Source organism: Allobosea sp. P1_A7 (genome assembly GCF_056406775.1).
The window spans coordinates 1-12,760 of sequence record NZ_JBFTZN010000163.1 but is presented as its reverse complement, the minus strand read 5'-3'; the positions used below and the strand labels follow the sequence as shown (position 1 = coordinate 12,760).

The window sequence follows — 12,760 nt, the reverse complement described above, 5'->3', positions numbered from 1 at the left end:
GATCAGGCCGGTGATGATGTAGCGGACAAGCCCACCACCACCGACGACGATACTGGCGAGCCAGCCGGCGACGAGACCGATGATGATGGCGACGATAATCGAACGCAGATCCATGGTGGTCTCCAGCTCTCGTGTGTCAGTCTGCCATCACGGAACTTGGCGCGGAGGGCGCCCGGTTCAGCATCTCTACGCGTTCAGCACCTTCCCATAGGCGTCGAGCACGCTTTCCTTCATCGTCTCCGACAGCGTCGGGTGCGGGAAGATGGTGTGCATCAGCTCTTCCTCGGTCGTCTCGAGGTTCATGGCGACGACGAAGCCCTGGATCAGCTCGGTCACTTCCGCCCCGACCATATGCGCGCCGAGCAGCTTGCCGGTCTTGGCATCGAAGATCGTCTTGACCAGGCCGCTATCCTCGCCGAGCGCGACCGCCTTGCCGTTGGCAACGAAGTTGAACCGGCCGACCTTGAGCTCGTGCCCTGCCGCCTTGGCCTTGGCCTCGGTCAGGCCGACGCTGGCGATCTGCGGGTGGCAATAGGTGCAGCCCGGGATCATGTTCTTGTCCATCGGGTGCGGATGAAGGCCCTTGATCGCCTCGACGCAGATCACTGCCTCGTGCTCGGCCTTATGCGCCAGCATCGGCGGCCCCGCGACGTCGCCGATCGCGTAGATGCCCTTCACATTGGTCCGGCAGAACTCGTCGATGGCGATGAAGCCGCGATCGGTCTTCACCCCGAGCGCTTCCAGACCGAGATTCTCGACATTGGCAACGACGCCGACGGCGGAGATCATGCGATCGGCTTGAATCGTCTGCTTGGCGCCCTTGTCGTCCTCGATATGGGCCGTGATCGAATCCGCCGATTTCTCGACCTTGGTCACCTTGGCGCTGGTGATGATCTTCATGCCCTGCTTCTCGAAGGCCTTGCGGGCGAAGGCGCCGATCTCGGCATCCTCGACCGGCACGACCTGCGGCAGCACCTCGACCACCGTCACCTCGACGCCCATGGTGCGGTAGAATGAGGCGAACTCGATACCGATCGCGCCCGAGCCCATCACCAGCAGCGATTTCGGCATCTTCTGCGGGACCATCGCCTCGAAATAGGTCCAGATCAGCTTGCCATCCGGCTCGAGACCGGGAAGAGCACGCGGGCGTGCGCCCGTCGCGACAATGATGTGGTCGGCGGTGTAGCTGCCCTCGCCCTTGGCATTCTTCGGCGGTGGAACCTGCGGCTGCATCGCAGGCTTCGCCGTCTTGCCGACCACGATCGTGCCGGGCTTGGTCAGCTTGGCCTCGCCCCAGATGACGTCGACCTTGTTCTTCTTCATCAGGAACTGGACGCCATTGTTCATGCGGGCGGCGATGCCGCGCGAGCGTTGAACGATGGCGGCAAGATCGGCCTTGAAGGAGCCCTCGAGCGTCAGCCCATAGTCCTTGGCATGCTGGCCGTAATGCAGAATCTCGGCCGAGCGCAGCAAGGCCTTGGTCGGGATGCAGCCCCAGTTCGAGCAGATGCCGGCAAGGTGTTCGCGCTCGACGATCGCCGTCTTGAAGCCAAGCTGCGCCGAGCGGATCGCTGCGATGTAACCGCCGGGGCCGGAGCCGATGATGATGACGTCGTAGTCGGACATGTCCCTAACCCTTGTTCTAAATCGAAACCCGTCGCGCCGCGCGGTGCAGACGCCAAGCTCGATCGGCTATCATTGCTGTTTCGCTGCCCCCAGCTTCTGCAAGGCAGCGATGGATTGTGGCTCCCGCCCAAGCAGGAATGGGGCCTTGGTGCGCGCGGCGAGGCCAAAGACGTCGCCCTTGCGGGTCTCCCTCAATGCTTCACGCTGTTTCGCGTAGCTGCCGCATTCAAACCCGCTACCGCGATGCCCCGTCACGGGATTGTAGGAATTCGCAGCATAGCGGAAGCAGACATAGTTGAGGTTGATCTGGCCGCGGTAACGCCCTTCCTGAGGATCGTCGATCTCAGCCGAGGCGTTTTCCCAAAGCACGTTGAAGGTCCCGCGCAGGATCACATCGTTTCCGGGATACCAAAGAAAGGTCGTGCCGTTTGGTGCGATATACTCGACCTGAGTGCCGTGCTGAGGGCTATGGCTAACGATCGTTCTGTCGGCGAAGAACGACGCGATCACCTCCGGGGCGGCATAGGCTCGGGGGAACGCTGCCGTTCCCGAGGCTGCCTTGGGTTGCGTGTTGCGCGAGGTGTAGTCCGCTTGGGTCAGCACGGGCCGCGCCGCGAACAGTGCCCTCGGCCTGCGATATTCGCGCGCGACCGCTGGTCCGAACTCAACCACAGGCGGATGGCTCGCGTTGACCTCTTTCGCTGGCGAGGTCGCTGCCGAATGAGGGGTCTGACAGGCAGTAAGCAACAGGGGAAGAACTGAGGCGATCAGCGAATACCTTCCCAACCGCCTGTCTCTGTGGCTTGCGCCCATTTGTCCCCTCAACCGATCGTCGTGCAGGCCAATCCGACTCTTGCGACGTCTAAACGCCCATCACACCAGCATCGCCATCGGCTTCTCCACATAGCCTTTGAAGGCCTGCAGCAGTTCCGCCCCGAGCGCGCCATCGACCGCGCGGTGGTCGGTCGAGAGCGTCACCGACATGATGGTCGCAATCGCCAGCGCACCGTTCTTGACCACGGCGCGCTGCTCACCGGCGCCGACCGCAAGGATCGTCGCATGCGGCGGGTTGATCACCGCGGCGAAATYCTTGACGCCGAACATGCCGAGATTGGAGACCGCCGACGTGCCGCCCTGGTATTCCTCGGGCTTGAGCTTGCGGGTCTTGGCACGCGCCGCCATGTCCTTCATCTCGTTCGAGATCTGGCTCAGCGGCTTGTGGCAGGCGTCGCGGATGATCGGCGTAATCAGGCCGCCCGGGATCGATACCGCGACGCCGACATCGGCATGCTTGTGCTTGAGCATGGCACCGTCGGTCCAGCTGACATTGGCATCCGGCACGGCGCGCAGCGCCAGGGCGAGAGCCTTGATCACCATGTCGTTGACCGAAAGCTTGTAAGCCGGCTTGCCGTCCTTCTCGGGTGCCGCAGCATTGAGTTCTGCGCGCAGCTTCAGCAGCGCGTCGAGCTCACAATCGACCGTCACGTAGAAATGCGGGATCGTCTGCTTCGCTTCGGTCAGGCGGCGCGCGATGGTCTTGCGCATGCCGTCATGCGGAATCTCCTCATAGGAGCCTGGCTCGAACAGCTTCTTGACCGCCTCGTCGGAGGGGCCGGCCGCGAGCGGGGCAGCCGCCGGCTTGGGCGTGGCTGCCGCAGGAGCGGCTGCCGGCGCGGCCTTGGCGGCGCCGCCGGCCTTCGCCGTCTCGATATCGCGCTCGACGATCCGTCCGTGCGGGCCCGAGCCCTGGACCTTTGCAAGATCGAGCCCGGCATCCCTGGCGAGGCGACGCGCCAGCGGAGAGGCGAAGGGGCGGCTGCCGTCGGCAGCATGCGCAGCGGGCTGCCCAGCCACAACCGGGGCAGCTGCGGGAGCTGCCGCTGCTGCCTTGGCCTCGACCTTCGGCGCAGTCTCGCTCTTGGCGGGCGCGGTGCTGGGGGCCGATACGCTCTTGGCGTCCTCGCCCTCGCCGGCGATCACGCCGATGATTTCGTTGACCGCGACATCGGCCGTGCCTTCCGGCACCACGATCTTGGCCAGGATGCCCTCGTCGACGGCTTCGACCTCCATCGTCGCCTTGTCGGTCTCGATCTCGGCAAGGATGTCGCCGGACTTGATGGCGTCTCCTTCCTTCTTGAGCCACTTGGCGAGATTGCCCTTCTCCATGGTCGGCGAGAGAGCGGGCATCAGGATGTTTACGGGCATGGCTGGAGGCTCGCTTTTTCCAATTGGATGAGCAGCAGGCGGCGTGTCAGGCCCATGCCGAAGCTGAGGGACACGAAAACGAAGGCGATATAGTCGAGATGTTCCAGGGCGGTGCCGGCCAGCGTCCTCCCGAACATCAGCTCGGGAGCGAAGGTCTGGACTGCCTCCGGGATCAGCGTCAGCACGCCGCCCGCCGCCAGCAGGTAGGCGCAGAGATCGAGGCGGTGCAGGCGCAGGCGGGCGCCCGCTAGATGCGGCGGAGCCAGCGGGCGCGGCCGAAGCCGCTCCCGAGGTTTGAAATACGCGACCGCTCCAGAGGCCCCGGCAGCTGCGAGGCCGACCGCTGCGATCATGGCAGGGACGGTCAGCGCCACGGCATCAGGCCCTGTAGCAGACGGCCTTCGCCGCCGCGATGACCTCGCCGACATTMGGCAGGGCGAGCTTCTCGAGATTATGCGCATACGGCATCGGCACGTCCTTGCCGGTGACGCGGGCGACCGGCGCGTCGAGATAATCGAAGGCCGCTTCCATGATGCGCATGCCGATTTCGGCGGTGACGCCGGACTGCGGGAAGCCTTCCTCGACTGCGACGCAGCGGTTGGTCTTCTGCACGGAGGCAATGACCGTCTCGATATCCATCGGCCGGATGGTGCGCAGGTCGATGACTTCGGCCTCGATGCCTTCCTTGGCCAGGGCTTCGGCGGCGCCGAGCGCATAGGTCATGCCGATGCCGAAGGAGACGATGGTGACATCCGTGCCCGGACGCACGACCTTGGCCTTGCCGATCGGGATCAGGAAGTCGTCGCCCTTCGGAACCTCGAAGGTACGCCCGTAGAGAATCTCGTTCTCAAGGAAGATGATCGGGTTCGGATCGCGGATCGCGCTCTTCAGCAAGCCCTTCGCGTCCGAGGCGCTGTAAGGCATCACCACCTTGAGGCCGGGCACATTCGAGTACCAGGCGGCGTAGTCATGGCTGTGCTGGGCGGCGACGCGGGCGGCAGCACCGTTGGGTCCGCGGAAGACGATCGGGCAGCCCATCTGGCCGCCGGACATGTAGAGCGTCTTGGCCGCCGAGTTGATGATCTGGTCGATCGCCTGCATGGCGAAATTGAAGGTCATGAACTCGACGATCGGCCTCAGGCCGGTCAGCGCCGCACCAACGCCGATACCGGCGAAGCCGTGCTCGGTGATCGGGGTGTCGATGACGCGCTTGGGGCCGAATTCCTGGAGCAGGCCCTGCGTGACCTTGTAGGCGCCCTGATACTCGGCGACCTCTTCGCCCATGACGAAGACATCGCCATCCCGACGCATCTCCTCAGCCATGGCATCGCGCAGCGCCTCGCGGACCGTCATGGTGACGACCTCCGCACCCGCGGGGAACTCGCTCGACGCGTCATAGGACTTCGCCTGAGCAGGTACGCTCGGCGTGGCGGCGGCCGCAGGCGCTTCGGCCGAGGCCTTCTCCGCCTTGGCCTCGGGCTCGGCCGGCTTCTCGGCAACCGCCGCCGGCTTGGCGCCGCCTGAGGCTGCCGCCTTCACATCCTCACCATCGGCTGCGATCACGCCGATCGGCGTATTGACCGCGACGTTCTCGGTGCCGTCGGCAACCAGGATCTTGGCAAGGATGCCTTCGTCGACCGCTTCGACTTCCATGGTCGCCTTGTCGGTTTCGATCTCGGCCAGGATGTCGCCTGCCTTGATGGCATCCCCCTCGGCCTTGAGCCATTTGGCGAGCTTGCCCTCCTCCATGGTGGGCGAAAGCGCGGGCATAAGGATATCAATCGGCATGAACACACCCGGAATTTGAAAGGACGCGGGATCAGGAGATGCCGGCAAGGCCGGCAGAGACTTAGGCGCGGTCCGGGCCTCAGGCCCGGGCGTGCTCCAGCGTAATATCGGTGAAGAGCTCCGAGACATCGGGCTCCGGATCATGCGTTGCGAATTCGGCCGCGTCGTTGACGATCTCGCGGATCTTGGCGTCGATCGCCTTGAGCTCGTCTTCGGCGATCTTGAAATCGCGGGTGAGGCGCCCCCTCACCTGCTCGATCGGATCATGCTCCTCGCGCATCCGCTGGACTTCGTCCTTGGAGCGGTACTTTGCCGGATCAGACATCGAGTGACCGCGATAGCGATAGGTCTGCATCTCGAGAATGTAGGGACCCTTGCCCGAGCGGGCATGCGCGATGGCACGCTCGCCGGCAGCGCGCACGGCGCGGACATCCATGCCGTCGACCTGCTCGCCGGGAATGGAGAAGGACAGGCCGCGCTTGGAGAAATCGGTCTGCGCCGAAGCGCGGTTGACCGAAGTGCCCATGGCGTAGCGGTTGTTCTCGATCACGAACACGACCGGCAGCTTCCAGAGCTGGGCCATGTTGAAGCTTTCATAGACCTGGCCCTGATTGGCCGCGCCGTCGCCGAAATAGGTCATCGAGACCCGGCCGTCCTCCCGGTACCAGTTGGCGAAACCGAGGCCTGCACCGAGCGATACCTGCGCGCCGACGATGCCGTGCCCGCCGTAGAAGTTCTTCTCGCGGGAGAACATGTGCATCGAGCCGCCCTTGCCCTTGGAGTAGCCTCCGCGGCGCCCGGTCAGCTCGGCCATCACGCCGCGTGATTCCATTCCGGTCGCAAGCATGTGACCGTGATCGCGATAGCCGGTGATGACCTGATCGCCGTCCTTCGAGGCCATCTGCATGCCGATGACGACGGCTTCCTGGCCGATATAGAGGTGGCAGAAGCCACCGATCAGGCCCATGCCGTACATCTGCCCGGCCTTCTCCTCGAAGCGGCGGATCAGCAGCATCTCGTAATAGGCGTGAAGGTCTTCTTCCCTTGTGAAGGCGGGCATGTTGCTCAACGCTTTGGCCGCCCCCTTCTCCGCAGTTGTCTTGGCTGAACTGGCCTTTGCCGCGCCCTTGGTCGCGGTTTTGGCTTGAGCGGGAGCTTTCGTCTTGCGCGCGGCAACGGCCATCGGCGATCCTCCAAGATCATTCGACCTTGGTTGTAGAGGATCACATACCCCTTGGCGAGGGAGGTATCTCGCAATGCAGCATGAGTTATRTCGCTGATATTTCTAAGATTTCATGTATTAACTGGAATTCAGTTAATCGATGTAACCGGAACTATTCTGCGGCTTTTCCCGCTCCTCAGCGCCCCATGATGATGACATCGTTCCGATGGATCCGGCCGAGCGACGCGCGCGCACGCTCTTCCAGCAGATCGCGATCGACGGCTTCGTCGCGCATCAGGGCGAGGCGTTGCTCCCAGCTCTTGCGCTCGGTGGTGAGCTCCTTGAGCTCATCCTCCATGACCCGCAGCGATTCCTGCAGGCCGCCGCGGGCCTCGAGCCCGCGCGAGCCATGCTGGGCATGGAACATGAAGTAGCCGACCGCTCCACTCGATACGAGATAGAGCGCGAGCGTGATGAAAAAGGATCTGAGACCACGGCGGACGACCATGCCGGCAGGCTAGCCTTGCGTGGTTTATGCCGGGTTAACGATCAGGGCCGGGAGACCTGCACGAAGCCGTCCGAACTCACCGGGGCGTCGCGCGCGATCGCAGTCAGGTCAGCCTCGACACGCCGCGCGATCGGCAGCCGGAAATGCAGCGGATCCCAGTAATTGCTATCCTGCTGCGTGACCATCGAGCGATGAGCGAAATCGGCGATGACGGCGCCGCGCCGCGCGGCGAGGGTTCGGAGCGCCTCCTTGCAGGCGGCGTAGCGCTGCCAGCCTGCCGAGCCCTCACGCGGCAGTGCCGTGAGATGAGCCGGCGGAAGAACGATCAGCTTTTTCGTCTGCCCCGGAAGTGCTGCCAGGGCCGTGTCGAGCCAGCCCAGCGCGGGAAAGCGCCAGCTTTCCCGTTCCGTCGCGTCCACCTTCGTCGCCGGCACGATCGGAGCCAGGTCTGGAGCAACGCCGCCAAAGTCGTGGAACAAGTGAGAGCGAGCCCGCGCCAGATCATACGTCTGTTCTGGTGGCGTGAACACTTCGTAGCCGTCGCGGCGGATCCGCTCAGGCAGATATCCGAGCCTATGCGCCAGAAGGCGGCCCGCGATTTCCAGCGTGGTCAGGTTGATCAGCTTCGGCCAGTCATTCCAGCGGGCGTCGTCATAGAGCCAGGGCGGAAATGGGCGCGGCGTCAGGCGTTTACCTGGTTCGGTCGCATCGGGATCGCACCATGTCGTGTCGATGCCCCAGATTACAGCCTTGGGCGTAGCCGTTTTGCGCGCGAACAACTCCGCCATCTGGACCTGCTCCCAAGGGGTGGCAGCGTTCATGGCGAGATTGGCCATGCGGACATCGAGGCCTTGCGACAGGACCGCAGGGTCGAGCAGCCGCATCGTCGATGTCCCGAAGATGGCAGAATCGAACGCGCCCGAGCGGACGAGCTGCGGGTACATGTAGCGCTGGTTGAGATCCATCAGCGGGCGCGCCGCCTGTCCGGTGGCAAGGCGCGAACCGAACGGATCCATCACCGCGATGAAGCCGAAGACAAGCAGGACCAGGGCGAGCGCCGCGCTGAGAAATGCCAGCGACCAGCACTTCCAACCCGCTGCGTCGGCAGCTTTCGAACTAGCCAATGCGAGGGGTTTCCCCGGCAAGAACCTTGCGGAAGACCGGCATGTCGATATTGCCGCCCCCAAGGACGACGCCAACCGAGGCGCCCTGGTTGAGTTCGAACTCGGCTGCTGCTGCCGCCAGCGGCGCAGCCCCGGCTCCTTCCGCGAGATTATGGGTGTCGAGATAATAGCTCCGGATCGCCTCGGCGATCGCATCTTCGCTGACGCGCACGATCCGCGCCGCGCCCTTCAGGATGATCGTGAGCGCACCGGCATCGGGCACCCGGACCGCAATGCCGTCAGCAAAGCTCGGAGCATCCTCGACCGCGACCACCTGTTTCGCCTCGACCGAGCGGGCGTAGGAATCGGCGATCTCCGAGACGACGCCGATGATCTCGGTCTTGAGGCCGAGCGCATCGCGCGCGGCAATCAGGCCGCAGATGCCGGAGCCGAGTCCGATCCCGACATAGACGCGCGCCAGATTCGGCCGCGCAGTGAAAAGCTCGAGCGCATAGGTTGCGACACCGCAGACGAGATCGCGATGGAAGGACGGCACCATCTCATAGCTGCGCTCGCGGGCGATTTGCTGAGCCGCGGCCCGGGCCTCGTCGAAATCCCGGCCGGTTTCGATCAGCTCGGCTCCGAGCGCCTTCATGGCKGCGTTCTTTTCCACAGCATTGCCGAGCGGCACGACGATCACCGAAGGCAGCCCGACTCCGCTTGCCGCCATCGCGATGCTCTGGCCGTGATTGCCGCGTGTCGCCGAGACGACGCCCTTCACATGCGGGCGCTCGCGCTTCAGTCGGTCGAGATAGACGATGCCGCCGCGCAGCTTGAAAGCCCCGATCGGCGTGTGATTTTCGTGCTTCACCACGATTTCGAAGCCGTGACGCTGCTGCAGCAGCGGCCAGGCATATTGCGGCGTTCCCGGGAAGACAGTGTCCACAAGAGCCTTGGCGGCCTTGATCTCGGACAGGGTGGGCAAATCGGTCATGCGGATCCTCCGGAGCGCTTCTGCCACATCTCAAAGCCATCGAACAATGACGGGAGTGTGCGAACGATGTTGACCGGCGGGCGGGGCGTCCGTATGTCAGCGCCCTGTGAGGGCGGGTAGCTCAGTGGTAGAGCACGTGACTTTTAATCATGTGGTCGAGGGTTCGATCCCCTCCCCGCTCACCAAAAACTCCACTATATCAAATAGATAAAGCGGATTGACCGCATTTCGTTCCGCCTCGGCGGGGCCAAGCATATGGTGATGTCGATTTGCCGCTGCCGCGGGTTCTGCAGGTCCATTCACTCAGCGATTGAGCGGCTAGCTCTCGCCGCCTCGATTCTAATGTGACGATCGCATTGAGAGTCACTGCGGGCGACACCGCCGCCTTGGCGCGCCATGGCGTGCTGGGTATAGCTAAAACTATGGACATGAAATGGCGTACCCTCTCTTCCAGGACATTGCTGAAAGATCGCTGGATCGACGTCAGGGCGGATGAGTGCCTGACGCCGACAGGGCACAGGGTCTCGCCCTACTACGTACTTACTTATCCCGATTGGGTTCAAACGGTCGCGATCACTCCCTGCGACGAGATTGTTTTGGTCCGCCAGTACAGGCACGGCGCGGCGGATACTTTCCTGGAGCTGCCAGGAGGGACGATGGACGAAGGCGATCTCGACCCGGGGCGATCAGCTGCACGTGAACTCGAGGAGGAGACCGGCTATCGCGCGACGGAGTTGCGCCTCGTTTCTTCGCTCTTCGCCAACCCAGCCACCCAATCGAACAGGGTCCACGTCTATCTTGCAATGGGGGCAGAGTTGACGGGGAGCCGGAAACTGGACGCCAGCGAAGAGGGGATGAGCGTTCATCTTATGCCCGTGCGGGAGATCCTAGATCGGCTACACGATGGAATTCTCAAGCATTCGCAACACGTATCCTCCCTGCTGCTCGCCCTTTCTGTCTCTGGGCATCTCGCGCTTGGTTCTCCCAAGTCAGCCCTCTGAGTTTGAGTATCCGCTAGCAATGCTGGCGCCGAAGCAGGCGGAATTCATTATTGGCAAGCGTCGAGAATGAGCGCCTGGACGCGCGCCGCTTTGTCCACCGCCACCGACGATTGGACTACCTCGCGGCTGTCCAGCGCTGATCTGAGTCGTTTTCGTCGAGGCCGATACATCCCCTGACCGCCGCTGCAACAGTGCGCCGTGAGATCGAGGTCCGAGCAAGCCCCCGCAAACTGACTTGACATGTCGAATATCGATATCATTATCGATATTGATGAACGTGCTCATTCCGAACCAGATTCGAAGGCCTCGTGACGTCGTCTACGAGTCGTTGAAGCGGCAGATCATGCTGAATGAGTTGCGTCCCGAGAGCGCTCTCACCGAGCTCGGCATGGCGCGCGAGCATGGTTGCAGCCAGGGCACGATCCGCGAGGCGCTCCTGCGCCTGCAGGAGGACGGGCTCGTGACCCGCTCCGGGCATCGCGGCACGATGGTGACCAGGCTTGATCCGGAGGAGGCGGAGGAAATTCTGGCTCTGCGCCGCCGGATCGAGATCCGTGGCGCCTTGCGGGCGGTGCATCATGTCGAGCGCGACAGCCTGGAGCGGCTATACGCCATACAGGCCGACATGGATGCCGTCGCCGCAGCCGGCGACGAATATGCCCTGATCATCCTCGACATGGCTTTCCACCTGACGATCTTCCGCCTGTCGGGACTGGACGCGCTCGAGCAGATCCTGACCCGCTGCACCCTGCATTCGCACCGCTCGAAACTGTGGGCTCCGGGGCATCGCCGCCCGCTGACCGAGACCGCGACACGCCACCGCTTGCTGCACGCCTTGCTCGAGGCCCGCGATGGCGAAGGCCTGTCATCGGCCATGGCGGAGCATATCGACACGATCGTCCTGCGTGACGGAACCGCCTAATGAAGAGCCCGCGAATGACGACCTGGATCGATCCGCAGATGCAGGTGCTTCTGGAACGGCTCCGCGCCGGCCCCGCCTTCGATTTCCGCTCCGCACCGATTGCCGAAGCACGTGCAACGGTCGATGCCGCAACATTGCCGTGGAGCGATGGCGCTCCGGCCATCCCGGCGAGCGATCTGGTCATTCCCACGGATGCCGGCGCGATGCGTGCGCGGCTTTACCGGCCTGAAGGCGCGCAGGCARCGTCCGTCATCGTCTATGCGCATGGCGGCGGCTGGACCTTCGGTTCGATCGAGACCCATGACGGAACGATGCGCAATCTCGCGGTGGCAGCGGGCTGCGCCGTGCTGGGCGTTGATTACAGGCTCGCTCCGGAACACCCGTTCCCGGCGCCGCTCGACGATCTCCTGGCCAGCGTCGCCTTCGTCGAGCGCGGCGGCCTGGGCACGCCCATACCGGCGGAGCGGATCGCGATCGCGGGCGATTCCGCCGGCGCCAATCTGGCGCTGGCAGCACTGCTGCGCCGGCGCGATGAGGGCCTGCCGCCGCTATCGGCCGCCGCGCTGTTCTACGGCTGCTACGAACCCGACTTCTCGACGGCGAGCCATGCGGCCTTCGGTGGCGGCGACTACCTGCTCACCAGCGCGAACATGCGCTGGTACTGGAACAATTTCCTCGGCGACGAGCCGGACGAGACGCTGAGCCTGGCCGCGCCTGGCCGGGCTGCGCTTGCCGGCCTGCCGCCGCTTTATCTCTCCGCCGCGGGGCTCGATCCGCTGCGCGACGACACCATCCGGCTGGCCCAGCGCCTGGGCGAGGCCGGCGTGCCCTTCCGTTTCGATCACGTTCCCGGCGTCGTGCATGGCTGCCTGCGCATGAGCAGGGAACTCGCTGCCGCTGCCGACATGATCACCGCTGGCGGCCGCCACATTGCCAACCACCTCAACGATAAAAAAACCGGAGGAAGCCAACCATGGAACGCAGGACTTTCATCAAATTAGCGGGCGCCAGCGCTCTCGCCAGCCCCCTCGCCCGCCCCGCCATCGCCCAAGGCACCACAACGGTGCGCTGGTGGTACCATTTCGACAACCCGCAGCATTCGCCGGCCGAACTCATCGCCAAGTTCGAGGCCGCGAATCCCGGCATCAAGGTCCAGGCCGAGAGCATCCCCTGGGGCGGTGGTAACGACTACCAGACCCGGCTCTTCGCCGCCCTCGTCGCCGGCAACGGACCCGACTGCGCGATGGTGCGGTTGTCCTGGGCTGCGCGCTTCCAGCAGATGAAGGCGCTCTCCCCGATCGATGACCTGATCGCCGGCTGGGCCGGGCGCAGCGACATTGCGGACAACATCTGGAAGATCAACAGGGGCGCCGACGGCAAGCAATATTACCTGCCTCTGCAATATGTCGTGCTCTATCTCTATTATCGGCAGGACCTGTTCGCGCAGGCGG

At 64.0% G+C, this 12,760-nt stretch carries 13 protein-coding genes and 1 tRNA gene; 5 read left to right on the top strand and 9 right to left on the bottom strand.

Annotated features, from left to right (window positions below; all coding sequences use genetic code 11):
- Positions 1-186: 186 nt before the first annotated feature.
- The 9 genes from lpdA to AC1D34_RS24310 all read right to left on the bottom strand — a co-directional run bounded on the left by lpdA (position 187) and on the right by AC1D34_RS24310 (position 9,386).
- Positions 187-1,626 carry a dihydrolipoyl dehydrogenase gene (lpdA, locus tag AC1D34_RS24350; protein WP_476825574.1) on the bottom strand — a complete coding sequence of 480 codons (1,440 nt, stop codon included), beginning with the start codon at positions 1,624-1,626 and terminating at the stop codon, positions 187-189.
- Positions 1,627-1,695: 69 nt separating this feature from the next.
- Positions 1,696-2,439, bottom strand: coding sequence for a YqhG/Tai3 family protein (locus AC1D34_RS24345; RefSeq protein WP_441491639.1), 744 nt, complete (start codon positions 2,437-2,439; stop codon positions 1,696-1,698).
- Positions 2,440-2,499: 60 nt separating this feature from the next.
- Entirely contained in the window at positions 2,500-3,831 is a 1,332-nt protein-coding gene (locus tag AC1D34_RS24340) for a pyruvate dehydrogenase complex dihydrolipoamide acetyltransferase (RefSeq protein ID WP_476825573.1), read from the bottom strand.
- A complete protein-coding gene (locus AC1D34_RS24335) occupies positions 3,822-4,205 on the bottom strand; it encodes a hypothetical protein (protein ID WP_113512609.1) in 384 nt (127 codons plus the stop codon). The genes AC1D34_RS24340 and AC1D34_RS24335 overlap by 10 nt, the downstream gene beginning before the upstream one ends.
- Before the next feature lie 4 nt (positions 4,206-4,209).
- On the bottom strand, positions 4,210-5,619 hold the full coding sequence (locus AC1D34_RS24330; RefSeq protein ID WP_441491641.1) for a pyruvate dehydrogenase complex E1 component subunit beta: 1,410 nt from the start codon (positions 5,617-5,619) through the stop codon (positions 4,210-4,212).
- A gap of 79 nt (positions 5,620-5,698) precedes the next feature.
- On the bottom strand, positions 5,699-6,679 hold the full coding sequence (pdhA, locus tag AC1D34_RS24325; protein WP_244523678.1) for a pyruvate dehydrogenase (acetyl-transferring) E1 component subunit alpha: 981 nt from the start codon (positions 6,677-6,679) through the stop codon (positions 5,699-5,701).
- A gap of 298 nt (positions 6,680-6,977) precedes the next feature.
- A complete protein-coding gene (locus tag AC1D34_RS24320; protein ID WP_113512615.1) occupies positions 6,978-7,289 on the bottom strand; it encodes an FtsB family cell division protein in 312 nt (103 codons plus the stop codon).
- A 41-nt stretch (positions 7,290-7,330) separates the two neighbouring features.
- On the bottom strand, positions 7,331-8,413 hold the full coding sequence (locus tag AC1D34_RS24315) for a hypothetical protein (protein WP_476825572.1): 1,083 nt from the start codon (positions 8,411-8,413) through the stop codon (positions 7,331-7,333).
- Positions 8,406-9,386 (bottom strand): threonine dehydratase, encoded by a 981-nt coding sequence (locus AC1D34_RS24310; protein ID WP_476825571.1) that lies wholly within the window; start codon positions 9,384-9,386, stop codon positions 8,406-8,408. Before AC1D34_RS24310 ends, AC1D34_RS24315 begins: the two co-directional genes overlap by 8 nt.
- Before the next feature lie 110 nt (positions 9,387-9,496).
- On the opposite strand from AC1D34_RS24310, the gene AC1D34_RS24305 reads away from it, so the two are divergent.
- The 5 genes from AC1D34_RS24305 to AC1D34_RS24285 form a co-directional block, all read left to right on the top strand.
- Positions 9,497-9,571 (top strand) — tRNA-Lys (locus tag AC1D34_RS24305).
- Between the two features lie 159 nt (positions 9,572-9,730).
- Entirely contained in the window at positions 9,731-10,387 is a 657-nt protein-coding gene (locus AC1D34_RS24300) for an NUDIX hydrolase (RefSeq protein ID WP_441491663.1), read from the top strand.
- Positions 10,388-10,658: 271 nt separating this feature from the next.
- Positions 10,659-11,309 carry a GntR family transcriptional regulator gene (locus tag AC1D34_RS24295; RefSeq protein ID WP_441491664.1) on the top strand — a complete coding sequence of 217 codons (651 nt, stop codon included), beginning with the start codon at positions 10,659-10,661 and terminating at the stop codon, positions 11,307-11,309.
- Between the two features lie 14 nt (positions 11,310-11,323).
- Positions 11,324-12,310 (top strand): alpha/beta hydrolase, encoded by a 987-nt coding sequence (locus tag AC1D34_RS24290; protein ID WP_476825570.1) that lies wholly within the window; start codon positions 11,324-11,326, stop codon positions 12,308-12,310.
- Positions 12,283-12,760: ABC transporter substrate-binding protein (locus AC1D34_RS24285; protein ID WP_476825569.1), on the top strand; the 478-nt coding region annotated here is incomplete at its 3' end. The genes AC1D34_RS24290 and AC1D34_RS24285, both read left to right, overlap by 28 nt.

Coding starts and splice junctions, on each gene's coding strand:
- lpdA (WP_476825574.1), bottom strand. CDS start 1,626: ATGTCCGACTACGACGTCATCATCATCGGCTCCGGCCCCGGCGGTTAC.
- AC1D34_RS24345 (WP_441491639.1), bottom strand. CDS start 2,439: ATGGGCGCAAGCCACAGAGACAGGCGGTTGGGAAGGTATTCGCTGATC.
- pdhA (WP_244523678.1), bottom strand. CDS start 6,679: ATGCCCGCCTTCACAAGGGAAGAAGACCTTCACGCCTATTACGAGATG.
- AC1D34_RS24295 (WP_441491664.1), top strand. CDS start 10,659: ATGAACGTGCTCATTCCGAACCAGATTCGAAGGCCTCGTGACGTCGTC.
- AC1D34_RS24320 (WP_113512615.1), bottom strand. CDS start 7,289: ATGGTCGTCCGCCGTGGTCTCAGATCCTTTTTCATCACGCTCGCGCTC.